We start from the raw sequence: 26,605 nt of genomic DNA on the forward strand, positions 1-26,605 counted from the left end.
TCACCCCGCCCCAAGCGCCACGGCGGCCTGGTAGGTCAGCATCGACGCCAGGTACGCCAGCGCGAACAGGTAACCGGCACTGATCGCCACCTGCTTCCACGAATTGGTCTCGCGCTTGATCGTCGCCAGCGTCGAAATGCACTGCGGCGCATAGATGAACCACACCAGCAGCGACAGCGCCGTGGCCAGCGACCAGCCACTGCTGATCAACGGCGTCAGCGCCTGGGTGGCGGCATCGTCATTGGCGGCCGACAACGCATAGACCGTGGCCAGCGACGACACCACGACCTCGCGCGCGGCCATGCCCGGAATCAGCGCGATGCATATCTGCCAGTTGAAACCCAGGGGCGCGAACACCGCCGTCATGGCGTGGCCGATGCGGCCGGCAAAACTGTAGTCGATGGCAGGGCCGGTGGCGCCAACTGGCGCGCCCGGGAACGACAGCAGGAACCACAGCAGGATGGTCAACGCCAGGATGATGCCGCCGACGCGGCGCAGGAAGATCCAGGCGCGCTCCCACAGACCGATCAACAGATCGCGCGGATGCGGAATGCGGTACGACGGCAGCTCGAGCAGCAGCGCGTGCTCGCTCTTGTCGCTTCGCCACTTCTTCATTACCCACGACACCGCCAGCGCACTGAGGATGCCGGCCGCATACAGGCCGAACAGCACCAGCCCCTGCTGGTTGAGGAAACCGAACACCTTCTTCTGCGGAATGAACGCACCGATCAGCAGCGCATACACCGGCAGCCGCGCCGAGCAGGTCATCAGCGGCGATACCAGGATGGTGGCCAGGCGGTCACGCGGGTCCTGGATCGAGCGCGTGGCCATGATCCCCGGCACGGCGCAGGCGAAGCTCGACAGCAACGGAATGAACGAACGCCCCGACAGACCCGCCGACGCCATCATCCGGTCGAGCAGGAATGCCGCACGCGGCAGATAGCCCGACTCCTCGAGCGCGAGGATGAAAGCGAACAGGATCAGGATCTGCGGCAGGAACACGATCACGCTGCCCAGGCCGGCGATGATGCCGTCGACCAGCAGGCTGCGCAGCGGTCCCTCGGGCAGCAATGCGCCCACCGTGTCGCCGAAAGCCGCGGTGCCGAGCTCGATCAGGTCCATCAGCGGCGTCGCCCAGGCATAGACCGCCTGGAAGATCAGGAACATCACCACCGCCAGCGACACCAGCCCCAGCACCGGGTGCAGCAGCCAGCGGTCCAGGGCATCGTCGATCTCGGCGGTGCGGCGCGGCATCGCCACCGCCAGTTCGAGCAGGCGCCGGGTTTCGGCGTGCAGCGCATCGGCATCGTCGGCCAGGTTCGCTGGCAGGTGCGCGCGCGGCTCGCGCAGTTTGTCGGCGACCTGGTCGAGCATCGCCACCAGCTCGCGCGCGCCGCCGCTGCGCACGGCGACGGTCGGCACCACCGGCACGCCGAGCTCGCGCTCGAGCACGGCCAGGTCGATGTCGATACCGCGACGCTTGGCCGCGTCCATCATGTTGACCGCCACCACCATCGGCCGGCCCAGCTCGCGCACTTCGAGGGCGAAGCGCAGGTGCAGGCGCAGGTTGGTCGCATCGACCACGCACACCAGCACGTCCGGCGCCGGTTCGCCCGGATAGAAACCGCGGCACAGGTCGCGCGTCACCGCCTCGTCGAGGCTGGCCGCGTGCAGGCTGTATGCGCCAGGCAGATCGAGCACGGCGTAGTGGCGCCCGGACGGCGCGTGGAAGCGGCCTTCCTTGCGCTCGACGGTGACGCCGGCGTAGTTGGCGACTTTCTGCCGGCTGCCGGTGAGCTGGTTGAACAGCGCCGTCTTGCCGCAGTTCGGATTGCCGACCAGGGCGATGCGAAGGGTGTCGGCGCTCATGCCTGGCCCTCGTCGTGGTCGAAACCGTTGATGCGCTTGCCGTTGGTGCTCTTTGCGCCGTCGGCCGCGTGCACGCGCACGCGCGCCGCCTCGCTGCGACGAAGCGCGAAGCGGGTGAAGCCGATCTGCACCAGCAACGGCTCGGCCGCCACAGGACCGGCCGCCATCACCTCGACGCGCTCGCCGCTCACGAATCCGAGCTCGCGCAGGCGGCGCGCGATCGAATCGTTGGGCGTGTGGTCTTCGACGCTTTCAACGGTGGCGGCAGTACGGCGGGGCAATTCGGACAGCTTCAAGGTTCACCTGCAAGCCGGCCCGGACGGGTGGAAACGGGCCAGGCGCCAAATGGGAATTGTTCTCAATTCTACACCACCGCCCGCGAACGCACGGCACCGGCGGGCCAGCAGCTATGATTCGCCACAGTCCAACAAGCCGCCGGCCGATGACCCATCCCCTGTTGAGCCTGCGCGAAGGGGCCGTCGCCCGCCTGCGCCTGAACCGCCCGGAGCTGCACAACGCCTTCGATGCGATGGTGATCGCGGCGTTGACCGGGGCGCTGGAAGCGGTCGCCGCCGATGACAGCGTGCGCGTGGTCGTGATCGAGGGCGAAGGCGCCTCGTTCTCTGCCGGTGCCGACCTCAACTGGATGCGCGGCATGGCCGCCGCCGGCGAAGCCGAGAACCGCGCCGATGCGCTCGCCCTCGCCCGCCTGATGCGCGCCCTCGACGAACTGCCCAAGCCGACCATCGCCCGCGTGCACGGCGCCGCGTTTGGCGGTGGCGTCGGCCTCGTCGCCTGCTGCGACATCGCCATCGCCGCGCCCGAGGCGAAGTTCGGGCTGACCGAGAGCAAGCTGGGCCTGCTGCCGGCGGTGATCTCGCCCTACGTGATCGAAGCCATCGGCCCCCGCCAGGCGCGGCGCTGGTTCGCCACCGCCGAAATCTTCGATGCCGCCGTGGCCCTGCAGATCGGCCTGGTCCACCAGGTCGTCGCCGCCGCCGAACTGGACCAGGCGGTCCAGCGCCAGATCGACCTGTTGCTCAAGGCCGGCCCGGTGGCCTCGGCCACGGCCAAGGCGCTGATCCGGCGCGTCGCCGGCGAGCACGACCGCGACCGGCTCGACGCGGACAATGCCGCCCTCATCGCCGGTCTGCGAGTATCGGCCGAAGGACAGGAGGGCCTGGGCGCCTTCCTCGACAAGCGCAAACCGCGCTGGAACCCCTAAGCCCTCCCCTTCAAGGGGAGGGTTGGGAGGGGATGGGTTAGAGGCCCATCTGCAACACCAGGCTCAAGGAGGAGCCAACACATGGAAGGTCAGACAAACAGGCGAATCTCGCGGGAGCGACGACCGCGCAAGTTGCGCAACGATTCCACCGATGCCGAGCGTCATCTCTGGCGGTACTTGAGGAATCGACAACTGCAGGGCTGCAAGTTCAGGAGGCAGCATCCATTCGGCGACTACATACTGGATTTCGCGTGTCTCGAACGCCGATTGGCCATCGAACTCGACGGAGCCCAGCACACCGACAAGGCGGCCTACGACCGGGTGCGGACTCGGCGGCTGGAACAAGCGGGATTCGTGGTACTGAGGTTCTGGAACAACGAAGTATTCGAGAATGCCGAGGGTGTGGTTGAGGTGATTCTGGATGCGCTCAGGCGGCTGGAACCCATCCCCTCCCAACCCTCCCCTTTGAAGGGGAGGGCTTCAATCAGGAGTGTTGTAGTGATCGGCCATATGCAGACGCGGCTCAACCCATCCCCTCCCAACCCTCCCCTTGAAGGGGAGGGCTAAGCCATGTTCGACAAGATCCTGATAGCCAACCGCGGCGAGATTGCCTGTCGCGTCATCCGCACCTGCCGGCGCCTGGGCATTGCCACCGTCGCGGTCTACTCCCAGGCCGATGCCGATGCCCAGCATGTGCGCCTGGCCGACGAGGCGTGGCCGATTGGTGGGCCGCGCCCGAACGAAAGCTACCTGCGTGGCGACGCGATCCTGGAAGTGGCGCGCAAGTCAGGCGCGCAGGCGATCCATCCCGGCTACGGCTTCCTCAGCGAGAACGCCGAGTTCGCCGATGCGGTCGATGCGGCCGGCATTGCCTTCATCGGGCCCAAGGCGGCCTCGATGCGCAAGATGGGCAGCAAAGCCGGCGCCAAGGAACTGATGCAGGCCGCCGGCGTGCCGGTCGTGCCGGGTTACACCGGTGAGGACCAGTCGCCCAACCTGCTCCAGCGCGAAGCCGACGCGATCGGTTACCCGCTGATGATCAAGGCCGCCCACGGCGGCGGCGGCAAGGGCATGCGCATCGTCCGCAACAGCGGCGAGTTCGCCGCCAACCTGGAGAGCTGCCAGCGCGAAGCGCGCAATGCCTTTGGTCGCGATCGCGTGTTGCTGGAGCGCTACGTCGAGCGCCCGCGCCACATCGAGATCCAGATCTTCGGCGACAGCCAGGGCCAGGCCATCCATCTCAACGAGCGCGAGTGCTCGGCGCAGCGCCGCTACCAGAAAGTGCTCGAGGAGTCGCCCTCGCCTTTCCTCTCGCCGGAACTGCGCCAGGCGATGGGCGCGGCGGCGGTGATGGCCGCGCGCGCGATCGACTACGTCAACGCCGGCACCGTCGAGTTCATCGTCGGGCAGGACGGCGACTTCTACTTCATGGAGATCAACACGCGCCTGCAGGTCGAGCATCCTGTCACCGAGTTCGTCACCGGACTGGACCTGGTCGAATGGCAGCTGCGCGTCGCCGCCGGTGAAGCGCTGCCGCTGGCGCAGGAGCAGATCCCCCAGCAAGGCCACGCCATCGAAGTGCGCCTGTACGCCGAGGACCCCGATGCCGGCTTCCTGCCCGGTTCCGGGCGCCTGGAGCGGCTGCGACTGCCGGCGACGGACGAACACGTGCGCATCGATTCGGGCGTGATCGAAGGCGACACGGTGACGATCTTCTACGACCCGATGATCGCCAAGCTCATCGTCCACGACGCCGACCGGCCGCGCGCGCTCGCGCGCCTGCGCACGGCGCTGGCGCAGTGCGACATCGCCGGGCCGAAGTCCAACATCGAATTCCTCGAGCGCCTCGTGCGCCATCCCTCGATCGTCGAGGGCAGCATCGATACCGGCTACCTGGACCGTCATCTCGACGAGTTCATCCAGGCGGGCAACGACGGCACCGTCGACGAAGCCGGCCAGGACCTGCTGCTGGCCGCGGCAACCAGCCAGTTGCTGGCCCAGGAGCGACAGACCCGCGAGCTGGCGGGCGCCTCGGCCGACCCGAGCTCGCCGTGGGCCATTGCCGACGGCTGGCGGCTGGGGCACGGCAGCCGCCGCAGCCTGGCCTTCGTGCAGGGTGAACGCCGCCTCGAACTGCATGCCCAGGGCAGCGAAGGCAGCTACCGGATCGAGCACCAGGACCGCATCCATACCGTCGAAGGCGCCCGTAACGAGGCCGACGACGCCCTCAGCCTGCGTATTGACGGACGCGGCCGCCGCTTTACGTTGGTAACGGGTGCAGGGGCCATGGCTGCCGGGGGCTCGATGTCGGCCCCGACGGACATGACCGCGCAAGGTGCGCAGCGCATCGTCGTCCATGACGGCGGGCGTCGACTCCGTCTTCAGGCGGTGCCGATGTATCGTCCCGAGCGCAGCAGCGCCGCAGGCGCCGGGAACCAGTTGCTGGCGCCGATGCCCGGACGGGTGGTGGTGGTCAAGGCGGCGCCGGGCGACACGGTCGAAGCGGGACAGGAGCTGATGGTGATCGAGGCGATGAAGATGGAGCTGAGCCTGAAGGCGCCGCGAGCGGGCACGGTCGCAGAAGTGCGCGCGGCCGCCGGCGACTTCGTCGAGGCCGACTCGATCCTGGTGGCGTTGGCGCCATGAAGCGCTCGGTCCGCATCGTCGAAGTCGGTCCGCGCGACGGATTGCAGAACGAAAAGACCATGGTCTCCACGGCCGACAAGATCGAACTGATCGACCGGCTGTCGGCGACCGGCCTGCGCAGCATCGAGGCGACCAGTTTCGTCAGCCCCAAGTGGGTGCCGCAGCTGGCCGATGCCACCGAAGTGCTGGCCGGCATCCGCCGCCGTGCCGGCGTGCGTTATCCGGTGCTGGTGCCCAACGAGCAGGGCTATGTCCGCGCCCGCAGCGCAGGCGCCGACGAGATCGCGGTGTTCACCGCCGCGTCCGAGGAATTCAATCGCCGCAACATCAACGCCGGCATCGACGAATCGCTGCAGCGCTTCGCGCCGGTGATGGAGCGTGCGCGCGCCGATGGCGTGGCCGTGCGTGGCTATGTCTCCACTGTGCTCGGCTGCCCGTACCAGGGCGAGGTGCCATTGGCCGACGTGGTGCGCGTGGCGCGTGCGCTGCACGAGATGGGCTGCTACGAGGTGTCGCTCGGCGACACGATAGGGGTTGGCACGCCCGGCAAGGCGCGGGCGATGCTGCTCGCCGTCTCCCGGGAAGTGCCCGTCGCGGCGCTCGCGGTGCACTTCCACGACACCTACGGCCAGGCGCTGGCCAACATCCTGGCGTGCCTGGAAGAAGGCGTGTCGGTGGTCGATTCCGCCGTCTCCGGCACCGGCGGTTGCCCCTATGCGAAGGGCGCCAGCGGCAACGTCGCCAGCGAGGATGTCGTCTACATGCTGCACGGGCTCGGCATCGAGACCGGCGTCGACCTGCCTGCGCTGGCGGAAACAGGACGCTGGCTCGCCGCCCTGCTCGGCCGCGAGACCGGCAGCAAGGCCGGCAAGGCGCTCGCAGCCTCATGACGGCCAAGCCGCCCGCAGCCACGCCCACGTCACCACCTGGAAGGGTGGATTCGGTGGCGGCGGTGGATGCGGCGGCAACACTGGCGGCCATCGACGCCGCGCTGGAGCGCGACGGCGACCTGTCCGAAACCACGCGCTCGCTGCTGCAACAGGCGCGCCAGGCACTGATCGGAAGTGGCGCGGACGTCGACGCCGAACGCGCCCGCTATCGCGCCCTGTTCGACGCCCTGCCCGACCCGGTCAGCATCATTGCCTATGACGGCACGGTGCTCGATCTCAACCGTGCCGGCTTCGAATCGTATCGACGCCCGCGCGAGGAACTGGTCGGACAGCCGATCGAAACCATCAACCCGGACCTGCCGCAGGACCACATGGTGCCGGTGCTGGAGACGCTCAACCGTGGCGGCAGCTACATGGTCGAGGTCACCAACATGCGCGCCGATGGCACGCGCTTTCCGGTGGAGGTCCATACCGGGCCGCTGGAGTACGACGGCCGCAAGGCGATGGTCGCCGTCGCGCGCGACCTCAGCAGCCGGCTGACCGGACAGCTGCGCTATCGCGAGCTGATGGAAGCGATGGATCGCGGCATCCTCATCCAGGACGGCGACCTGCAGATCGTCTACACCAACGTCGCCGCGATGAAGATCCTCGGCGTCGGCGAGGACGAATCGGTCAACGATGCGCTGCGCGAAGAAAACTGGATGGTCGTCGACGAACGTGGTCGCCAGCTGCCGCCGGAGTTGTACCCCTCGCACCGCGCACTGCACACCGGTCGCATCTGCGAAACCACCGTACTGGGCCTGTTCCACCGCGCCAGGCAGCAGCTCATGTGGCTGTCGGTCACCGCCGTGCCGCAGTTTCCACCCGGCGGCGACAAGCCGCACCAGGTGCTTTCGCTGTTCTCCGATGTCACCACGCTCAAGCGCGACAGCACGCTGTTCGACCGCGCCCAGGCGATGGCGCACATCGGTGGCTGGGAATGGGAAGTCGGCCCGGACCGGCTCTACCTGACCGACGAGGCCCAACGCATCCTCGGCCACCGTCCGGCACCGTCGACGATCGAGGGCATGCTCGCCTGCCTGCGCCCGCACGACCGCGAGCGACTGCGCGCGGCGCTGGGCCAGGCGGTCTCGTTCGGCCGCAACCTCGACCTGGAAGTCCAGGGCAACCGTGCCGATGGCCGCGGCTTCTGGCTGCGCGTGATCGGCGAGGCCGACGCCGCCGACCCGCTCAATTCGCGCCTGACCGGCACACTGCAGGACATCACCGAGCGCAAGCACGACGAGGAAACCCTGCGCGTGCAGGCGCGCAGCGACCCGCTCACCGGCCTGCTCAACCGCGACGCGGTGCTGGCCGAACTGGAGAGCCGCCTCGACGATCCGCTGCGCGACACCCTGGCGGTGCTGTACGTCGACCTGGACCGTTTCAAGGTCGTCAACGACGTCCTGGGCCACGCCGCGGGCGACCGCCTGCTGGCCTCGGCCGGGCGGCGCATCCAGCGCGCCATCGGCAGCGAAGGACTGATCGCGCGCTTCGGCGGCGACGAGTTCCTGATCATCTGCGACACCGGCAGCGATCCCACGCGCCCGGAGCGGCTGGCCGACTCGATCCTGGAGATCTTCGGCGACAGCTTCCGCCTCGACGGCGAGGAGTTCAGCATCACCGCCAGCATCGGCATCGCCCAGGCGCCGCTCGATGGCGTGCGCTCGCAGCAGCTGATCCAGAGCGCGGACGTGGCGATGTACGACAGCAAGCGCCGCGGCCGCAACGGCTGGCAGGCATTCACGCCGGAGCTGGCCGAACAGCAACTGCATCGCCTGCAGCTGGAGACGCACCTGCGGCGCGCGGTCAACAACGAGGAATTCCATCTCGTCTACCAGCCGCAGGTGGACCTGACCACCGGCGCGATGGTTGCCGCCGAAGCGCTGATCCGCTGGCGCAACCATTCCCTGGGCGAGATCCGTCCGGACAAGTTCATCGACCACGCCGAGACCACCGGCGACATCGTCGGCATCGGCGACTGGGTGCTGCAGGAAGCCTGCCGGCAACTTCGCGAATGGCAGGAAGGCGGACTGGCCGTGCCGCGCGTGGCGGTCAATGTCTCGTACCGCCAGTTCCTCGGCGAAGACCTGGCCAGCAGCGTCAGCTCGGCGCTGGCCGAGTACGGCCTGCCCGGCGGCGCGCTGGAACTGGAATTCACCGAGCGGGTGCTGATCGAGGACGCACCGGACACGCTGCGCACCTTCGCCGCCCTGCGCGAAATGGGCGTGATGCTGACGATCGACGATTTCGGCGAGGGCTACAGCGCGCTGAACTACCTGCGCCGGTTGCCGATCCACGGCCTCAAGCTCAGCCAGCTGTTCGTCCAGGGCGTACCCGACAACCAGTCCGACGTCGCCGTCTGCCAGGCCGTCGCCGGCATCGCCCGCAGCCTCGGCCTGGCGCTGGTCGCCGAGGGCGTGGAGACCGAGGAACACCGGGAGTTCCTGCTCAGACTCGGGGTCACGATCGGCCAGGGGTTCCTGTTCGCGCCGGGATTGATGCCCGATGAGCTGAAGCTGGTCTACCGGACGGTGGCGATGGGCCGCGGCTGAGGCCACTGCGGCCCCGCTCCCGCGGTAAAATCCCGCCTTTCCGCGTCCCTGGACCTGCCCCATGCAACTCGATACTGTCCGCGCCATCGTCACTGGCGGCGTCTCCGGCCTTGGCCTCGCCGTCGCCCAGCACCTGGTCGCCCAGGGCGCCAAAGTCGCCCTGTTCGACGTCAACGACGACAAGGGCGCTGCCGCCGTGTCCGCGCTGGGCGCCGACAAGGCCCGCTACTTCAAGACCGACGTGACCAGCGAAGCGGACGTGGCCACCAATGTCGCCGCCGCCAACGAGTTCCTGGGCGGCCTCAACGCCACCATCAACTGCGCCGGCATCCTTGGCGCCGGTCGCGTGCTGGGCAAGGAAGGCGCGATGCCGCTGGCGCAGTTCCAGGGCACGGTGATGGTCAACCTGGTCGGCAGCTTCAACGTCGCCAAGGCCTGCGCCGCTTTGATGCAGCACAACGAGGCCGGCGTCGACGGCGAGCGCGGCGTGATCGTCAACACCGCATCGGTCGCCGCCTACGAAGGCCAGATCGGCCAGGCCGCGTACTCGGCATCCAAGGGCGGCGTGGTCGGCATGACCCTGCCGATGGCGCGCGAGCTGTCGCGCTTCGGCATCCGCGTGATGACCGTGGCCCCGGGCGTGTTCTGGACGCCGATGGTCGACGGCATGCCCGAATCGGTGCAGCAGTCGCTGGCCGCGACGATTCCGTTCCCGTCGCGCCTGGGCAAGCCGGAGGAGTTTGCCGACCTGGTCGCCTACATCCTGCGCAACACCTACCTCAACGGCGAGACCATCCGTCTCGATGGCGCGACGCGCCTGGCGCCGAAGTAACCCCCACCGGCGACCGCGCATTGCACGCGGCGCACGCACAGCATCAGACAAAGGTCCAGCAATGAAAGCCTACGACGTAAAGAAGGGTAACGTTGTCGAGTACAACAACGCCGTCTACCAGATCCGCGACATCGAGCGCAGCTCGCCGCAGGGCCGTGGCGGCAACGTCAAGTTCCGCTTCACCATGTACAGCGTGCCGGGCGGCACCAAGCTCGACGTCAGCATGGGCGGCGAGGACGAGATGAAGGAAGTCGAGCTCAGCCGCCGCCAGGCGACGTACTCGTACAAGGACGGCGAAGCGTTCGTGTTCCTCGACGACGAGGACTACACCCCGTACACGCTCGACGCCGATGTCGTCGGCGACCTGGCCGGCTACATCGTGGCCGACCTGAGCGGCTGCTACGTGCAGATCATCGACGACGCGCCGGTCGCATTGCAGCTGCCGCAGAGCGTGGCCATCGAAGTGATCGAGACGCCGCCGGAACTCAAGGGCGGCACCGCGACCAAGCGTCCGAAGCCGGCCAAGCTGTCGACCGGCATCGAGATCATGGTGCCGGAGTACATCGGCAACGGTGAGCGCGTGCTGGTGAACACCACCACCGGCGAGTTCGCCGGCCGCGCCGACTGACCCGCTGCCCGTCGTCCCGGCAAAAGCCGGGACCCATCTGCACTTTGGTTCTCCCGCAGAGCAACGTGGATCCCGGCTTTCGCCGGGATGGCGGTCACTGGCCTGAGGGCAGGCGAATACCGCCTTCGGCCGCATGCAATGCGCGCAGGCGCTGGCCCAGCAGATCGCTGTTGGCGGCGATGCCATCGAGCAATGTCCGCTGCGGCGGCGTCATGAGTTCGCGCGCGCCCTCCTCCACATCCGCCCGCAACTGCTTCAGCCGGGTGCGGTGCTGGCCACTTTCGACCGCAAGAGCCTCGCGCTCCTGCGCCTGGGGAAGACCGTAGCCGGGACCTTCCAGCAGTTGCGCCGGACGCCCCAGATACGCGCCCTCCTGCAGCAGGCGTTGCAGCACGGCCAGCTCCGCCGGCTGTGCGTGCGCGCCCAGGTACCGACGCTTCAACGCCTCCTGCACCTGCAGTCGCTGCCTTCGCTGGGCGGCCTGCTCGAGCAGCAGCAATGCCGCCCCGCTGCGTAGATCCGTGCGACCGATCCAGGGCCGGCGTTGCCCCGGATCGAGCGCCATCCAGTCCTCGACCCGCGCCTGCGGCAGGCCGAGCCGCACTTTCGCCACGTCATACAGCTGCTGGAAATGCGCACGCAACGACTCGAAGCGATAGCCCAGGCGCAACGCTTGCGCCGGGTCGTCGAACACCGAAGCGTCGGCGATGCCGGCACGTTCGAGCCGATGCAGCACGCCGGTCGGGGTGATGCTGCCCAGGCGGGCATCGGCCAGGCGTGGCACGCCGTCGTGCAGCAGCTTGTAGGTTTCCACCGCGCAGTTGTTGCTGAGGAAGTAGTAGCGGCCGTCGTAGCTCCAATGCAGCAGTGCGGCGCGCTCGAGCAGTCCGGCGATCTCATCGGGCTGCAGGCGCAATGGCGTCGAGCGCAGGCCGCGCAGCTCGACCTTGGTGTACTCATCGACGACCTGGGTCAGCGGCAGCACGAACAGCCGCGACGGATAGCGGCCGGTCAGCCCGCGCCAGCTCGACAACTGCACGTCATCGACGAATGCACGGAACGACAGCACCAGGTGATAGCTCAGATCGAGCCGGCACTCCGGTCCGGGTACGCGCCCGGGCGCGCACACCACCAGGCGCAGCATGCTGTGCCCCCAGCGGCTCATCATCTGGTCGTTGCTGTCGGCCAGCAGATAGTCCACTGCATAGACCCGTCGCGGGTCCAGGGTTGCGAGCGCCTCGTCTCCGCCGTCACCGGCGTCGACGTAGGCGAAGTCCGGCGCGCATTGCACGTCACTCGCTGTCATCGCCGGCGCTGGGCCGACCCTGGCGGTGAAGTAGCGATTCAGCGCCGGGCGCCGGCAGGCGTATCCCGGATCGAGCAGGAAGTACTCGAGGTTGACCGCGACGAATTCCTTCGGCGCGGTGAGTTCATAGCGGTCCGGGCTGCGATCGACGAAGCGGTTCTCGCGCCGACCGGCCAGCTGCGTACCCACGCCGGTCGCCCGGACCTGCCAGCCCGCCAGGTCGAGCAGGCGCGGATCGCGCGACAGGCGTCCACCCGGCGCGATGCGATCGTAGAGGTGTGCCAGCTCGTGGATCAGCGTCGCCAGCGCGCGATCGTCCGCGCCGGAATCATCTCCGCCTGTCATTGCAGAAAGCAGCGCGCGATTGAGCACGATGTCTTCGCGGGCGGCGTGGCCGCTCACGGCGGCATCGAGGTTCTGGCTCCAGCGCACCGCGATCGGCCGGGCCAGCGCGGCCTGCACGGCTGGCGGCAGGTGCGCCTGTGCCTGCGCGATCAGTTGTTGCGTGGCGATGACCTCGGGCGCGCTGAGGCCGCGCGAGTCGAGCTGCAGCTGCATCGCCGCCTGCGCCTGTCCGGCGCACAGTGCCAGCGCTGCACAGGCCGCGAAGCGGACGAGTCGCGCTCGGCCGCCGCCACGGTTCACAGTGCGAGGATGGCCTTTGCCAGTTCGATGTCGCTGGCCTGGCGCGTCTGCGGAACATGCTCGCGCAGATGGCGCAGTGCCGATTCGAGCTGGGCGCCACGGATCGCGCCATCGCTGGCGACGAAACTGGCGGCGTCGTCACGGGCGGCCAGCACGATCTTGTCGTCGCCCGAGGACGAATCCGAACTGGCGCTGGAGGCGGAACTGCCGCCGGCGGACGTGCCGGCGAAACTGGAGGCCATGGCCACCGGGGTGGCGCCGAGCAGCGCAATGGACAGCAGGATGGCGGGGGATTTCATCGGCGGCTCCAGGCAAGGGTGACATGGGGGGACAGGCCGCCAAGATTACCCGCTGTGGCTGGCGCTGAAGCACGGCCATTCACGCGACGATAACGGACATTCACGATGGCTCGTCTGGCGTCGCGCTGCGGTGGCGCGATTGCCGCGTGGTCACGGATCGAACAGCTTGCCCGGATTCAGCACGCCATTGGGGTCCAGCACCCGGCGGATGCCGCGCATGACCTCCACTTCGGCTTCGCTGCGCGTGCCCAGCAGGTAGGGCTTCTTGACCAGACCGATGCCGTGCTCGGCGGAGATGCTGCCGCCATGGCGCTCCAGTGCCTGCGCCAGCAACCTGGTCACCTGCTCGCAATGGCCGACGAACTCGGCGTCTTCCATGCTCTCGGGCTTGAGCACGTTGATGTGCAGGTTGCCGTCGCCGATATGGCCGAACCAGACCACGTCGAACTGCGGGTACTCGCGGCCGAGCAGCGCCTGGGTTTCGGCCAGGAACGCCGGCATCGCCGAGATCCGCACCGACACGTCGTTCTTGTACGGACGCCAGCGCACCAGGCTTTCGGTGATGCCCTCGCGCAGCCGCCACAACTGCGCGGCCTGGGCATCGCTCTGGCTGATCACCCCGTCGCTGACCAGGCCTTGCTCCAGGCAATACTCGAACGCCGCCATGGCCGCCGCTTCGCTGCGCTCGTCGCCGATCGCGAATTCGGTGACCACGTAGAACGGATGCACCTCGTCGAACGGCTTCTGCGCGCCGTGCGCGAGCACGTGATGCAGCGCGCGGTCGGTGAAGAACTCGAAGGCCTCCAGCGCCAGCCGCTCGCGGAATGCCGCGAACACCTGCATGAGCACTTCGAACGACGGCAGCGCCAGCAGCATCACGTTGGTCGGCGGCGGCGGATCGGTCAGGCGCAGCGTCGCCTCGACGACGATGCCGAGCGTGCCTTCCGAGCCGATCATCAGCTGGCGCAGGTCGTAGCCGCTGGAGTTCTTGATCAGGCCGCGGTTGAGCTCGAGCAGGTCGCCCTTGCCGGTGACCACGGCCAGGCCGGCGATCCACTCGCGGGTGTTGCCGTAGCGGATGACGCGGATGCCACCGGCATTGGTGGCGATGTTGCCGCCGATCGAACACGAACCGCGCGCGGCGAAATCCACCGGGTAGGCCAGGCCGTGCTCGCGGGCGGCGTTGTGGACGGCTTCCAGGGGGATGCCGGCCTGCACGTTCAGCGTGCGGTCAATGGCATCGAAGGCCAGGACCCGGTTCATCCGCTCCAGGCTCAGGACCAGCTCGCCCTTGGCGGCAACCGCGCCGCCGGACAGTCCGGTGCGCCCGCCCGAAGGGACTACCGCCACGCCTTCTTCGTTGGCCCAGCGCAGGACCATCTGCACCTCTTCGACCGACGACGGCAAGGCCACCGCCAGCGGCGCCGGCGTCCAGCGCCGGGTCCAGTCGCGGCCGTAGTGCTCCAGGTCGCCCGGATCGGTGCTCAGGCGCAGGCCGGGAGCGCGGGCAGCAAGGCGTTTGAGCGATTCGGTCATGAGGGGGCCCTGGAGGGAGTCGGTAGGGTGCCAGCAGCGGCCACCTGGCGCCAGTGATGCATCGCAGCAAACACGATCGATTTCTGACATATTCAAACGCCCTCGCCACCCACCCGACGCATCGTGAGCCTGCAGACCTCGTACCCGAAGTCCGACATCCGTGTGCTGCTGCTGGAAGGGGTCGCCCCGACCGCGGTGGAGAGTTTCCGCAACGCCGGCTACTCGCAGATCCAGACCTACGACAAATCTCTGCCGCCGGAACTGCTGCGGCAGGAGATCGCCGCGGCGCACATCATCGGCATCCGCTCGCGCACGCAACTCGATGCCGACGTGCTGTCGCACGCGCGCCGGCTGATCGCCATCGGCTGCTTCTGCATCGGCACCAACCAGGTCGACCTCGACAGCGCCGAGCTGGCCGGCATCCCGGTCTTCAACGCGCCCTACTCCAACACCCGCAGCGTCGCCGAGCTCGTCGTGGCCGAGGCGATCATGCTGATGCGCGGCATCCCGCAGAAGAACGCGCAGTGCCACCGCGGCGGCTGGTCGAAGTCGGCCGCCGGCAGCCACGAGGTACGCGGCAAGACACTGGGCATCGTCGGCTATGGCCACATCGGCACCCAGGTCGGCGTGATCGCCGAGGCACTGGGCATGCAGGTGATCTTCCACGACATCGAAACCAAACTGTCGCTGGGCAACGCGCGCGCTTCCGCCGGCCTCGACGACCTGCTATCGCGCAGCGACATCGTCACCCTGCACGTGCCGGAGACGGCCGCGACCCAGGGCATGTTCGGCGCCGCGCAGGTCGCGAGGATGAAGCCCGGTGCGCACCTGATCAACGCCTCGCGCGGCACCGTGGTCGATATCGACGCGCTCGCCGCGGGCCTGGCATCGGGCCAGGTCGGCGGCGCCGCGGTCGACGTGTTCCCGGTCGAACCGCAGGGCAACGCCGATGCCTTCGTCTCGCCGCTGGTCGGCGTCGACAACGTGATCCTGACCCCGCACATCGGCGGCAGCACGCTGGAAGCGCAAGACAACATCGGCCTGGAAGTGGCGGCCAAGCTGATCCGCTACAGCGACAACGGCTCCACGCTCTCGGCGGTCAATTTCCCGGAAGTGACCCTGCCCGAGCACACCGGCAGCCTGCGGCTGCTGCACATCCACCGCAACGTGCCCGGCGTGCTGTCGCAGGTCAACGATGTGTTCTCGCGCCTGGGCGTCAACATCGACGGCCAGTTCCTGCGCACCCATCCCAAGGTCGGCTACGTGGTGATCGATGTCACCGCGACGCAGGCGCAGGCGGCCCAGGTACGCGATGAGCTGGCGCGGATCCCGGGCACGCTGCGGGTGCGAATCCTCTATTGAGCGTTGCGCGCAAGCCACTTGCGCGCCATGCGCTGCATCGACTCGTCACTGCCCGGATCGGCCAGGATCGCCTCAATCGACCGCCACGCCAGGTCGTGCGACTCGTCGCTGACCACATAGTCCTCGCTGCCGCGCGCATGCACCACGTAGCGCACGTCGTAGTGCCAGTGGCCCGGCACGTCGCCACGTTCGGGGATCCAGTGGCGGTCGAGGTCGAACATCTGCGCGTCCACTTCCAGGCCGGTCAGGCCTGACTCCTCCTCGGCTTCGCGCAGCGCCACCCGCGCCAGGTCGCGATCGCCGTCGGCATGGCCACCGAGCTGCAGCCAGCGCTCAAGCTTGCGGTGATGGGTGAGCAGCACGCGCGTGCCGCTGGCGTCGACCAGCCACGACGAGGCGGTGAAGTGGCCGCTGAGATGGATGCGCTCGAACACGGTGTCGGCCGAGGCCAGGAAGCTGGCGAAGTCGCTGGCGACCTCGGCCTCCTGCGGCCAGCGCGCGGTGTAGTCCGCCATGTGCGCACTGAGCGAAGCGATTGCAGTGTCGCTGCGGTTGGCCTGATGTTCGCTGCTCAAAGTATTTGCCTGGAATTGCCCACACGGGATGCACGCATTTTAGAGGACCTTGCTCGCGATTTGCCTGATTGCCTTCCTGCAGGATTGAGACGTTTCTCATTCCTGTGCTGCACCGCGCTGCGAGACGCTCGCTGCACGGCTTACAGGAGACTTCATGGACGAATCATCGCTGCAATCCCGTCTTCGATTCGCGCTTCGCCCGCAGCACGGCCGTCCCCGGCATTGGCCCATCTTCATCGCCGCCGCAGCTGTTGCCGCCGCTGGCAACGTCCACGCCCAGGCCGGCGCCGACGAACAGGACGTCAACTTCACCGGTCCGCTGGTCAGCTCGGCACCGCCCCTGCCCAAGGGCCTGCTCAACATCGAGCCCTACCTCATCAACACCCAGGTCACCGGCCGCTACGACGCCGACGGGAACCGGCGCGACAGTGCCGGCGTCTCCGATGACTGGCAGATCGCCGTCCCCATCCAGTACGGCGCCACCGACCGCCTGACCCTGGCAGTCACGCTCAACGCATCCTATGCACCCACGCAGGGCGGGCGCCGCCTCACCATCGGCGATACCCGCGTGTCCGCATCCTGGCTGCTCGCCGAGGGCAGCGGCCCGCACAAGACCAAGCTCACCGGCTCGGTCCGGCAGAACCTCACCACCGGCCAGCACGACCGGCTCGAAGTGCGCCGCGTGCCCGGCCCCACCGGCAGCGGCGCCAATTCGACCACGCTCGCGCTCGACGGCCAGGCCTACTTCCTGCCACGCAGCAACCTGCGCGGCCGTGCCGGCCTCGCCTTTCGCATCCCGGGTGCGCACGCCGGCCTGCGCGGCGAAAGCGCCTATGCGACACCGGCCAGCTTCGAAGGCAGCGCCGAGCTCGGCCACGGCATGGTCGCCAACCTCGGCGCCGAGTACAGCATCAACGCGCGCTGGGTGCTGGCCTCCGACGTGGTGTACGAGTACGAGGACAGCACCCGCATCCGCGGCCGTGGCACCGCCGGGGTCGTCGACCAGACCCTGCCATCGTCCTGGCGGGTGTCGGTCGCGCCCGCCGCCGAGTACCACTGGTCCGGCAGCGCCGGTGTGATCTTTGGCGCGCTGGTGTCGCTCGATGGTCGCAACAGTGCGGCGATCGTCTCGCCGCAGGTTGCGGTCAACCTGGTGTTCTGAAGGACGCCCGCAAGCCGTTCGCGTATACCGCAGGGGCATGACGTTTCGTGCTTGCCGCTCCTTTCCCGCGTGGGTTAAGGTGGCCCGCCCCCCACGGCCCATACGTTTCATTCGCCGCCTGAATGGGTGGCAGCTCACATTTCAGGGGAATCAGATGTTCAAAAACCTCTTCATCACCAAGCCGGTGGAGCCCGCCGGGCACGTCGATGCCGGTGAGCCCGTAGAAGGCAGCCTGGAAGGCGAGGTCGTCCTCAAGCGCTCCTTGACCGCCACCCAACTGGTGATGCTGGGTATCGGTGCCGTCATCGGCGCCGGCATCTTCGTGTTGTCCGGCCACGCCGCCGCCGAGCACGCCGGCCCGGCCATCGTCCTGAGCTTCATCATCGCCGGCTTCGCCTGCGCCCTCGCCGGCCTGTGCTACGCCGAGTTCGCCGCGATGATGCCGGTCTCGGGCAGCGCCTACTCCTACTCCTACGCCACGCTGGGCGAGTTCGTCGCCTGGTTCATCGGCTGGAACCTGGTGCTCGAGTACATGTTCGCCGCATCGACCGTCGCGGTCGGCTGGTCGGGCTACCTCAACAGTTTCCTCGAATACTTCCACGTGGCCCTGCCGGTCTCGCTGGCAGCCGCGCCGCTCAATGTCGTCGACGGCAGCATCGTCTACACCGGCGGCCTGATCAATCTGCCGGCGGTGTTCATCGTCGCCGCGCTCAGTGGCCTGTGCTACGTCGGCATCACCCAGTCGGCGATGGTCAACTCGGTGATCGTGGCGATCAAGGTCGTGGTCATCGTGTTGTTCGTGGCCTTCGCCGCCAGCTACATCAACCCGGACAACTGGGTGCCGTTCATCCCGGAGAACGAAGGTCCGGGCAAGTACGGCATGTCAGGCGTGATCCGCGGTGCGGCCGTGGTGTTCTTCGCCTACATCGGCTTCGACGCGGTCTCCACGGCGGCCGGTGAAGCCAAGAACCCGCAGCGCGACATGCCCATCGGCATCCTCGGCTCGCTCGTCATCTGCACGATCATCTACATCATCGTCGCCCTGGTCCTGACCGGCCTGGTGCCGTACCACCTGCTGAGCACGCCCAAGCCGGTCGCGACCGCGCTCGAGGCCTACCCGGCACTGGGCTGGCTGAAGCTGATCGTCGAGGTTGGCGCCATTGCCGGCCTGAGCTCGGTGATCCTGGTGATGCTGATGGGCCAGCCGCGCATCTTCTACTCGATGGCGAAGGACGGCCTGATGCCGCCGATCTTTGCCAAGGTGCACCCGAAGTTCCAGACGCCGTACATGGGCACGATCATCGTTGGCGTGTGCGCCTGCCTGCTGGCCGGCTTCCTGCCGATCGGCCTGCTCGGCGAACTGGTCTCGATGGGCACCCTGCTCGCTTTCGCCACCGTCTCCATCGGCGTGCTGGTGCTGCGCAAGAGCCGCCCGGACCTGCCGCGCCCGTTCCGCGTGCCGGCTGCCGCCATCATCTGCCCGCTTGGCGCGGCCGCCTGCCTTTACCTGTTCTGGCAGCCGTTCTCCGAGCATTGGCACCTGATGACCGGCTGGACTGCGATCGGCATGGCGATCTATTTCTTCTACGGATACCGTAACAGCAAGGTTCGCAAGGCCCAGCGCTGATCCGCTGAGGCACTGGCCAAGGCCGGCGGAAACCCCGCCGGCCTTGTTCGTTCAAGCCTGCTCTTCCAAGCGCTCCATCCAATACCGGCCTCGCCGGAACCGGGAAGCAATAGATGTTCGGACAACTCTGGGCGACCAAACACCCCCATGCCAGCCATGCCGATGCGCAGGGCCTGGAACTGCACCGCACGCTCGGCCCGTGGGGCCTCACCGCCCTGGGCATCGGCGCGGTGATCGGCGGCGGCATCTTCGTCATCACCGGCCAGGCCGCGGCAGACCATGCCGGCCCGGCGATCATGCTGTCGTTCGTGCTGGCGGCGATCTGCTGCACCTTCTGCGCGCTGGCCTACGCCGAATTCGCGGCGATGGTGCCGGTCTCCGGCAGCGCCTACACCTACACGTACGCCACGCTCGGCGAGCTGGCCGCGTGGTTCATCGGCTGGATGCTGGTACTCGAATACGGCGTGTCTGCCTCGGCCGTGGCGGTGAGCTGGACCGGTTACTTCCTCAGTCTGCTCGACCAGTTCAACATCCATCTGCCACATGCCCTGGTGAGCGCTCCGCTCGATGCGCAGCTCAGGCCCACCGGCGCGATCGCCAACCTGCCCGCGGCCGGCATCGTGCTGCTGCTGACCTGGCTGTGTTACGTGGGCATCCGCAAGTCGTCGGCGATGAACATGGCCATGGTCGTGCTCAAGACCGGGCTGATCCTGCTGGTGATTTTCGCCGGCTGGAAGTATATCGACCCGGCCAACTGGCACCCCTTCATCCCGGCCAACGAGGGCCCGGGCAAGTACGGCTTCGAAGGCGTGCTGCGCGGTGCCGCGCTGGTGTTCTTCGCCTACATCGGCTTCGAGGCGGTGTCGGTGGCGGCGCAGGAATCGCACAAACCGCAGCGCGACCTGCCGATCGGCATGCTGCTGTCGCTGGCGATCTGCACCGTGCTCTACCTCGCCATGGCCGCGGTCATGACCGGCCTGGTGCCCTTCGCACAGCTCGGCACCGACGAGCCGGTGGTGACTGCGGTGGCGGCGCATCCGGAACTGCATTGGCTGCGCTGGGTGGTCGAGATCGGCGCGCTGATCGGCCTGTCGTCGGTGGTGCTGGTGATGATCATCGGCCAGCCGCGCATCTTCATGATCATGGCGCGCGATGGATTGCTGCCGCCGTTGTTCACCCGGATCCATCCGACCTACCGCACGCCGCACATCAACACCGTCATCACCGGCATCGGCATCGCCATCCTGGCGGCGCTGTTCCCGCTCGACGTGCTCGGCGAGCTGACCTCGATGGGCACGCTGATCGCGTTCGCCGCGGTCTGCGGCGGCGTGCTGATCCTGCGCCGCACCCAGCCCGACCTGCCACGTCCGTTCCGCATCCCGTTTGCGTGGGGCGTGTGCATCGCCGGCATCCTCAGCTGCCTGGCGCTGCTGTCGACGATGACCGCGCACAACTGGTTCCTGATGGTGGTGTGGACCTCGATCGGGTTCCTGATCTACTTCCTGTACGGCTACAAGCACAGCAAGCTCAAGAAGGGCTGATGTGCAAAAGGGCGCCGAAAGGCGCCCTTTTCGTTTGAGCCATGGCTTCCTTTGAGCTATAGCGCGTCGATATCGCCCAGCGCGCGGATCAATCTGCGCGCACGCTTGTCCGGCTTGGTCTCCGGTGCACAGTAGCCATTGCGCTCGGCGATGCGCTGGGCGCGCAGCTGCTCACGTGCGAGACGGGAGGCTTCAGTCTCCGCATACAGGGTCTGGGCCGCACTGGCGGGGCCGCGCGTGTCGCTGAGCGCGACCACGCTGATCTCGAATGCCTCTTCGCCGCGCGCCACGCGCAACGCATCGCCAATGCGCACCACCCGCGACGCCTTCGCGCGCTGGCCGCCGACATCGACCTTGCCGGTCTCCACCGCCTGTTTGGCCAGGCTGCGGGTATTGAAGAAGCGCGCGGCCCAGAGCCATATGTCCAGCCGCACTGCCTGCATCGGAACGGGTTGTTCGGTCACTGCGATTTCCAGCCTCGCGGCCTGTGCATCGGCCAATGCATTGTCGCCGAATCGGCCTGGCGTTCGCGTGTGCATTCAGACATGCAGCCTCTTCGCGGCCCCGGTGCTACCTTGCCGCCCTCCCCTTCGCCTGGTCCCGTGATGCCGCCCAAACAGCACAACCTCACCGAAGGCCCGATCGGGCGCAACCTGCTGGCCTTCTCGCTGCCGATCCTGGCCGGCAACGTGGCGCAATCCCTGAACGGTTCAGTGAATGCGGTCTGGGTCGGGCACTTTCTTGGCGAAGAGGCACTGACCGCCACGGCCAACGCCAACAACATCATGTTCTTCCTGCTCGGGTCGGTGTTCGGCTTCGGCATGGCGGCGACGATCCTGATCGCCCAGGCGATCGGCGCGCGAGACATCACCCAGGCGCGGCGCGTGATGGGCACCAGCGCGACCTTCTTCGTCGGCCTGTCGGTGCTGATCGCCGCGCTGGGCTGGTGGCTGTCGCGCTACCTGCTGGCCGCGATGGGAACGCCGGCGGCGTCGCTGCAGTTTGCCGAGGATTACCTGCAGGTGATCTTCCTGGCGATGCCGATCCTGTACACGTTCGCCTTCATCTCGGCGGCGCTGCGCGGCGCAGGCGACTCGCGCACGCCGTTCCGCTTCCTGCTGGTATCGGTGCTGCTCGACATCGCCTTCAACCCGTTGCTGATCTTCGGCCTGGGCCCGTTTCCGAAGCTCGGCATCGCCGGCTCGGCATGGTCGACGCTGCTGGCGCAGGGACTGACGCTGACTGCGCTGCTGCTCTATCTGCGCCACCGCAAGCACCCGCTGTGGCTGGGCCGGCGCGACTCGCACATGTTCAGGATCGACCTGACCATCCTGCGTGCGCTCGTCATCAAGGGCGTGCCGATGGGGCTGCAGATGGTGCTGATCTCGCTGTCGATGATCGCGATGATGACCATGGTCAACCACTACGGCACCGACACCTCGGCCGCCTACGGCGCCGCGCTGCAGTTGTGGACCTACGTGCAGATGCCGGCGATGGCGATTGGCGCGGCGTGCTCGTCGATGGCCGCGCAGAACGTCGGCGCGCATCGCTGGGACCGCGTCTCGGCCACCGCCAAGGCCGGCGTGCTGTTCAACTTCCTGCTGACCGGCGCGATCATCGCGCCGCTGATCCTGCTCGACCGCTGGACGCTGGCGCTGTTCCTGCCCGAGGGCAGCAGCGCCCTGGAGATCGCGCGCCATCTCAACCACATCTCGGTGTGGTCGTTCCTGTTCTTCGGCGTGACCTTCGTGGTCTCCGGCGTGGTGCGTTCGACCGGCGCGGTGATCCCGCCGCTGATCATCCTGGCGCTGGCGCTGTGGGGCGTCCGCGTGCCGTTCGCCAATGTGCTGCAGCCGACCCTGGGCCCCGATGCGATCTGGTGGAGTTTCCCGGTCAGCGCGTTGTGTTCGATGCTGATGGCGCTGTCGTATTACCGCTGGGGCAACTGGCGCAAGGCGCGCATGTTGCGACCGGATCCGCACGAAGTCGCGATGCCCGCCGAGGTTCCGGCGACGCCACCTTCGCCGGTGGCCGACCCGAGCGCGGACACCGACGACGACGTCGCTCTGGCGATCTCCGCGACACAAGCCTCGAAGCCGTAAACCGTAGCGATGTCCACACATGCAAACGGCCGCCCTGGGGCGGCCGTTGCAGTTCGCGGCAGGCAGAGCCTGCGCGGTATTACTCGGACTTGGTGTAAGCCGACAGATCTTCCTTGATGCGCGCCTTCTTGCCCTTCAGGCCACGCAGGTAGTACAGCTTGCCGGCGCGGACCTTGCCGCGGCGCTTCACGTCGACCGAAGCGATCGTGGCGCTGTGGGTCTGGAAGACGCGCTCGACGCCGAAGCCGTGCGAGATCTTGCGCACGGTGAACGAGGAGTTCAGGCCGGCGTTCTTGATCGCGATGACCACGCCTTCGTAGGCCTGGACGCGCTCACGCGTGCCTTCCTTGACGTTGACGTTGACGACGACGGTGTCGCCCTGGCTGAAGTCGGGCAGCTGACGCTTGATCTGCTCGGCTTCGAAATTCTGGAGAAGCGTGTGGATCGACGGATTGTTCATGGCTTTGGCCTGTTGGAGTCGTTTTAGCGCGAGTGCACGTGGACCCGCGTCTGGCATGGGTGGAGCTAATGGAAGCCGCGGATTATAACGGCTTTTTTCCTTGTGTGGCTAGCACTTGGGGTTCCCGGGGAGCGTCCGCGGGCTCGTCCTCGGCCTCCAGGCCGGCCCGGAAGGTGGCCAGCAGCTTGCGGTCGGCCTTGGACAGTGCGGCCTCGTTCAGCAGGTCCGGCCGCCGCAGCCAGGTCCGGCCGAGCGACTGCATCCGCCGCCAGGCGGCGATATGGGCGTGGTTGCCCGACAACAGCACCTCCGGGACCGAACCCAGTTCGTGCTCGATCGGCCGACTGTAGTGCGGGCAATCCAGCAGGCCGTCCTCGAAACTGTCCTGGACCGCCGACTCGGCGTCGCCCAGCACGCCCTCGCGCAGCCGCGCGACGGCATCGACCACGACCGCCGCGGCCAGCTCGCCGCCGGACAGGACGTAGTCGCCAATGGAAATCTCTTCGTCGACCTCGGCCTGGATCAGGCGTTCATCGATGCCTTCGTAGCGGCCGCACAGCAGGATCAGGCGCTCGCGGCCGGCCAGCTCGCGGACCTTGGCCTGGGTCAGGGGCACACCCTGCGGACTGAGATAGACCACCCTCGCCGGGGCCGGATCGGCCGCATGCGCGGCCTGCAGGCTGGCACGCAGGGGATCGATCAGCATGACCATGCCCGGGCCGCCGCCACAGGGACGGTCGTCGACCCGGCGGTAGTTGCCTTCAGCGTAGTCGCGCGGGTTCCAGCCGTGCAGCGACAACAGCCCGCGCTCGCCCGCACGCCCGACCACACCGAACGCAGCGCACTGGGCGACAAACTCGGGGAACAGGCTGATGACGTCGATGCGCATGGTGGGCGGGAACTAGAACTCGGGGTCCCAGTCGACCGTGACCACGCCGTTGTCGAAATCGACCCGGGTCACGTACTGCGGCGTCACGAACGGAATCATCCGCTCGCGCTCGTCGTCGCGCGCAACCAGGACGTCATTGGCGCCGGTGGCGAACAGGTGCGAGACCACGCCCAGCGGGACACCATCAACGGTGACCACGCGCAGGCCTTCCAGGTCGACCCAGTAGTACTCGCCCTCGCTCGGCGGCGGAAGCGCCGAACGCGGGACATAGATCTCGGTGCCGCGCATCGCCTCGATGGCGTCGCGGTCGGTGACGTCGGGGAAGTTGGCGACGGTGAACTTGCCGCTCTGCTTGCCACGTACGCCGCGCAATTCGCGCTCGTTGCCCTGCGGGTCGCGCAGGATCCATGGCTCGTAGTTGAAAATGGCGCTGCGCGGCTCGGTCCACGACTCGAGCTTTGCTTCGCCACGAATGCCAAAGGCGCCGGCCACCCTGCCCAGCAGGATGCGGCGCCCCGGGCGCTCCTCGGAGGAGCCTGTCATTGCTGCTGCTCTGGAAGCGCGGCCGCGCGGTTGAGGCGCGGCCGGCAAATCAGGCTGCGGTCGCGGCCTTGGCCGCTTCCTTGTACAGCACGGCGACCTTGTCGGTCAGCTGCGCGCCGTTGCCAACCCAGTGAGCGATGCGCTCGACGTTGAGCTCGACCTTCTTCTCGGCGCCCTGGGCGACCGGGTTGTAGAAGCCGACGCGCTCGATGTTGCGGCCGTCACGTGCATTGCGGCTGTCGGTGACGATGACGTGGTAGAACGGACGCTTCTTGGCGCCGCCGCGTGCGAGACGAATCTTGACCATGGTTCGGTAATTCCTGTGTTGCCCAGTCGCCGGAATGGCGAGGTAAGCCAAAAAGTATAAGCCATTGATCCGGGTCAGGAAAGCCCTGAACCCGCCACGAGGCCCGGCCTTACCTGAACGGCATGCCGCCGCGGGCGCCCATCATGCCCTTCATGCCGCGCATCAGGCCCTTCATGCCGCCGCCGGACAGCTTGCTCATCATCTTTTCCATCTGCTGGAACTGCTTCATGAGCTTGTTGACGTCGGCCGGGGTCAATCCGGCGCCCCTGGCGATGCGGGCACGGCGCGAGCCGTTCAGCAGCCCCGGGTTGCGGCGCTCCTTCTTCGTCATCGAGTTGATGATGGCCACCATCCGCGGCACTTCCTTGCCGGTGACCTGGCTCTTCACCGAGTCCGGGATCTGGCCCATGCCCGGCAGCTTGTCCATGAGGCCGGTGATGCCGCCCATGTTCTGCATCTGCTCGAGCTGGTCCTTCATGTCGTTGAGGTCGAACTTCTTGCCCTTGGCGACCTTCTCGGCGAGCTTTTGCGCCTTGTCCTTGTCGACCTGCTGCTCGACCTGCTCGACCAGCGACAGCACGTCGCCCATGTCGAGGATGCGGCTGGCGATGCGGTCGGGGTGGAACACGTCGAGGCCGTCGGGCTTCTCGCCGGTGCCGATGAACTTGATCGGACGCTGGGTGATGTAGCGCACCGACAGCGCGGCGCCGCCACGGGCGTCGCCGTCGGTCTTGGTCAGCACCACGCCGGTCAGCGGCAGCGCTTCACCGAAATGCTTTGCCGTGACCGCGGCGTCCTGGCCGGTCATCGAGTCGACCACGAACAGCGTTTCCACCGGCTTGACCGCGGCGTGCAGCGCCTTGATCTCGGCCATCATCGCTTCGTCGATGCTGGTGCGGCCGGCGGTGTCGACCAGCAGCACGTCGACGTACGACTTGCGCGCATCGTCGATGGCGGCACGGACGATGTCTTCGGGTTTCTGGTCGGCGCTGGACGGGAAGAACAGCACGTCGACCTGCTGCGCCAGCGTCTTGAGCTGCTCGATCGCGGCCGGACGGTAGACGTCGGCCGACACCACCATCACCTTCTTCTTGCGCTTTTCCTTCAGGTGCTTGGCGAGCTTGGCCACCGTGGTGGTCTTGCCCGCGCCCTGCAGGCCGGCCATCAGGATCACGGCCGGTGCCGGCACGTTTAGGTTGAGGTCGGTCGCGGCCGAACCCATCACCGCGCTCATCTCGTCGCGGACGATCTTGATCAGCGCCTGGCCCGGGGTCAGCGACTTGAGCACTTCCTGGCCCACCGCGCGCACCTTGATGCGCTCGATCAGGGCCTGCACCACCGGCAGGGCGACGTCGGCCTCGAGCAGGGCGATGCGGACCTCGCGCAGCGACTCGCGGATGTTCTCCTCGGTCAGCCGGCCGCGGCCGCGAAGGCGCTCGATGGTGCCGGAGAGACGTTGGGTCAGGGATTCGAACATGCGGGGGATACCTGCGGGTCGCGCGGACGCGGAAAAGGAACAAAAGCGGGGCGCGAAGTATAGCCCCCCGTGCACAGGCCAGACAGGAGC

Annotated in this window: 24 protein-coding genes; 12 read left to right on the forward strand and 12 right to left on the reverse strand. The window is 67.6% G+C overall.

The features are described 5' to 3' along the window. Together feoB and AC1DER_RS03110 are read right to left on the reverse strand one after the other, a co-directional pair. Entirely contained in the window at nucleotides 1-1,869 is a 1,869-nt protein-coding gene (gene feoB / locus AC1DER_RS03105) for a ferrous iron transport protein B (RefSeq protein WP_477248554.1), read from the reverse strand. After that, complete coding sequence (locus AC1DER_RS03110) at nucleotides 1,866-2,165, reverse strand: FeoA family protein (RefSeq protein WP_441815973.1); 300 nt, start codon at nucleotides 2,163-2,165, stop codon at nucleotides 1,866-1,868. Before AC1DER_RS03110 ends, feoB begins: the two co-directional genes overlap by 4 nt. 146 nt (nucleotides 2,166-2,311) lie before the next feature. Between AC1DER_RS03110 and AC1DER_RS03115 the strand changes: the two genes are divergently transcribed. The 7 genes from AC1DER_RS03115 to yeiP all read left to right on the forward strand — a co-directional run bounded on the left by AC1DER_RS03115 (nucleotide 2,312) and on the right by yeiP (nucleotide 10,684). Beyond that, complete coding sequence (locus AC1DER_RS03115; RefSeq protein WP_441815972.1) at nucleotides 2,312-3,094, forward strand: enoyl-CoA hydratase-related protein; 783 nt, start codon at nucleotides 2,312-2,314, stop codon at nucleotides 3,092-3,094. Between the two features lie 81 nt (nucleotides 3,095-3,175). Continuing rightward, entirely contained in the window at nucleotides 3,176-3,661 is a 486-nt protein-coding gene (locus AC1DER_RS03120) for an endonuclease domain-containing protein (RefSeq protein ID WP_441815971.1), read from the forward strand. A 3-nt stretch (nucleotides 3,662-3,664) separates the two neighbouring features. Further along, nucleotides 3,665-5,740, forward strand: a complete 2,076-nt coding sequence (locus tag AC1DER_RS03125) for an acetyl/propionyl/methylcrotonyl-CoA carboxylase subunit alpha (RefSeq protein ID WP_477247144.1) — start codon at nucleotides 3,665-3,667, stop codon at nucleotides 5,738-5,740. Next, on the forward strand, nucleotides 5,737-6,630 hold the full coding sequence (locus AC1DER_RS03130) for a hydroxymethylglutaryl-CoA lyase (protein WP_477247142.1): 894 nt from the start codon (nucleotides 5,737-5,739) through the stop codon (nucleotides 6,628-6,630). The genes AC1DER_RS03125 and AC1DER_RS03130 overlap by 4 nt, the downstream gene beginning before the upstream one ends. Nucleotides 6,631-6,674: 44 nt before the next feature. Next, the gene (locus tag AC1DER_RS03135) at nucleotides 6,675-9,224 is read left to right on the forward strand and encodes a sensor domain-containing protein (RefSeq protein ID WP_477247140.1); all 2,550 of its coding nucleotides are present in this window, start codon (nucleotides 6,675-6,677) and stop codon (nucleotides 9,222-9,224) included. Between the two features lie 61 nt (nucleotides 9,225-9,285). Beyond that, a complete protein-coding gene (locus AC1DER_RS03140) occupies nucleotides 9,286-10,056 on the forward strand; it encodes an SDR family NAD(P)-dependent oxidoreductase (protein ID WP_477247138.1) in 771 nt (256 codons plus the stop codon). Nucleotides 10,057-10,117: 61 nt separating this feature from the next. Next, nucleotides 10,118-10,684 carry an elongation factor P-like protein YeiP gene (gene yeiP, locus AC1DER_RS03145; RefSeq protein ID WP_441815966.1) on the forward strand — a complete coding sequence of 189 codons (567 nt, stop codon included), beginning with the start codon at nucleotides 10,118-10,120 and terminating at the stop codon, nucleotides 10,682-10,684. Between the two features lie 94 nt (nucleotides 10,685-10,778). Here the strand turns inward: yeiP and AC1DER_RS03150 are convergent, their stop codons facing one another. The 3 genes from AC1DER_RS03150 to AC1DER_RS03160 all read right to left on the reverse strand — a co-directional run bounded on the left by AC1DER_RS03150 (nucleotide 10,779) and on the right by AC1DER_RS03160 (nucleotide 14,470). Beyond that, nucleotides 10,779-12,635 (reverse strand): Lnb N-terminal periplasmic domain-containing protein, encoded by a 1,857-nt coding sequence (locus tag AC1DER_RS03150; RefSeq protein WP_477247136.1) that lies wholly within the window; start codon nucleotides 12,633-12,635, stop codon nucleotides 10,779-10,781. Next, entirely contained in the window at nucleotides 12,632-12,934 is a 303-nt protein-coding gene (locus tag AC1DER_RS03155; RefSeq protein ID WP_441815964.1) for a DUF2388 domain-containing protein, read from the reverse strand. The genes AC1DER_RS03150 and AC1DER_RS03155 overlap by 4 nt, the downstream gene beginning before the upstream one ends. A 150-nt stretch (nucleotides 12,935-13,084) precedes the next feature. Beyond that, nucleotides 13,085-14,470 (reverse strand): FAD-binding oxidoreductase, encoded by a 1,386-nt coding sequence (locus tag AC1DER_RS03160; protein WP_477247133.1) that lies wholly within the window; start codon nucleotides 14,468-14,470, stop codon nucleotides 13,085-13,087. 123 nt (nucleotides 14,471-14,593) lie between these two features. Here AC1DER_RS03160 and serA point away from each other — a divergent pair, with 123 nt between their 5' ends. Then, nucleotides 14,594-15,832 carry a phosphoglycerate dehydrogenase gene (serA, locus tag AC1DER_RS03165; protein WP_477247131.1) on the forward strand — a complete coding sequence of 413 codons (1,239 nt, stop codon included), beginning with the start codon at nucleotides 14,594-14,596 and terminating at the stop codon, nucleotides 15,830-15,832. Here serA and AC1DER_RS03170 read toward each other — a convergent pair. After that, a complete protein-coding gene (locus tag AC1DER_RS03170) occupies nucleotides 15,826-16,347 on the reverse strand; it encodes an NUDIX hydrolase (RefSeq protein ID WP_477247154.1) in 522 nt (173 codons plus the stop codon). The genes serA and AC1DER_RS03170 overlap by 7 nt on opposite strands. A gap of 214 nt (nucleotides 16,348-16,561) precedes the next feature. On the opposite strand from AC1DER_RS03170, the gene AC1DER_RS03175 reads away from it, so the two are divergent. From AC1DER_RS03175 to AC1DER_RS03185, 3 genes are all read left to right on the forward strand, one after another. After that, nucleotides 16,562-17,569, forward strand: coding sequence for a hypothetical protein (locus AC1DER_RS03175; protein ID WP_477247129.1), 1,008 nt, complete (start codon nucleotides 16,562-16,564; stop codon nucleotides 17,567-17,569). A gap of 154 nt (nucleotides 17,570-17,723) precedes the next feature. After that, on the forward strand, nucleotides 17,724-19,196 hold the full coding sequence (locus AC1DER_RS03180; protein WP_477247127.1) for an amino acid permease: 1,473 nt from the start codon (nucleotides 17,724-17,726) through the stop codon (nucleotides 19,194-19,196). Between the two features lie 113 nt (nucleotides 19,197-19,309). Beyond that, a complete protein-coding gene (locus AC1DER_RS03185; RefSeq protein ID WP_441815959.1) occupies nucleotides 19,310-20,737 on the forward strand; it encodes an amino acid permease in 1,428 nt (475 codons plus the stop codon). 56 nt (nucleotides 20,738-20,793) lie between these two features. On the opposite strand, the gene AC1DER_RS03190 is transcribed toward AC1DER_RS03185, so the two are convergent. Beyond that, nucleotides 20,794-21,180: an RNA-binding S4 domain-containing protein gene (locus AC1DER_RS03190; RefSeq protein ID WP_477247152.1), complete on the reverse strand. Its 387-nt coding sequence runs from the start codon at nucleotides 21,178-21,180 to the stop codon at nucleotides 20,794-20,796. Between the two features lie 162 nt (nucleotides 21,181-21,342). Between AC1DER_RS03190 and AC1DER_RS03195 the strand changes: the two genes are divergently transcribed. Then, the gene (locus tag AC1DER_RS03195) at nucleotides 21,343-22,839 is read left to right on the forward strand and encodes an MATE family efflux transporter (RefSeq protein WP_441815958.1); all 1,497 of its coding nucleotides are present in this window, start codon (nucleotides 21,343-21,345) and stop codon (nucleotides 22,837-22,839) included. A 79-nt stretch (nucleotides 22,840-22,918) separates the two neighbouring features. On the opposite strand, the gene rplS is transcribed toward AC1DER_RS03195, so the two are convergent. From rplS to ffh, 5 genes are all read right to left on the reverse strand, one after another. Next, nucleotides 22,919-23,299, reverse strand: coding sequence for a 50S ribosomal protein L19 (gene rplS / locus AC1DER_RS03200; protein WP_441815957.1), 381 nt, complete (start codon nucleotides 23,297-23,299; stop codon nucleotides 22,919-22,921). An 82-nt stretch (nucleotides 23,300-23,381) separates the two neighbouring features. Beyond that, nucleotides 23,382-24,188, reverse strand: a complete 807-nt coding sequence (trmD, locus tag AC1DER_RS03205) for a tRNA (guanosine(37)-N1)-methyltransferase TrmD (RefSeq protein WP_477357651.1) — start codon at nucleotides 24,186-24,188, stop codon at nucleotides 23,382-23,384. A gap of 12 nt (nucleotides 24,189-24,200) precedes the next feature. Continuing rightward, complete coding sequence (rimM, locus tag AC1DER_RS03210; RefSeq protein ID WP_477247121.1) at nucleotides 24,201-24,731, reverse strand: ribosome maturation factor RimM; 531 nt, start codon at nucleotides 24,729-24,731, stop codon at nucleotides 24,201-24,203. A gap of 49 nt (nucleotides 24,732-24,780) precedes the next feature. Then, nucleotides 24,781-25,038 (reverse strand): 30S ribosomal protein S16, encoded by a 258-nt coding sequence (gene rpsP, locus AC1DER_RS03215; RefSeq protein WP_441815954.1) that lies wholly within the window; start codon nucleotides 25,036-25,038, stop codon nucleotides 24,781-24,783. Nucleotides 25,039-25,147: 109 nt separating this feature from the next. Further along, on the reverse strand, nucleotides 25,148-26,515 hold the full coding sequence (ffh, locus tag AC1DER_RS03220) for a signal recognition particle protein (RefSeq protein ID WP_441815953.1): 1,368 nt from the start codon (nucleotides 26,513-26,515) through the stop codon (nucleotides 25,148-25,150). Nucleotides 26,516-26,605: the final 90 nt, after the last annotated feature.

The organism is Lysobacter sp. 05T417, assembly GCF_056396405.1.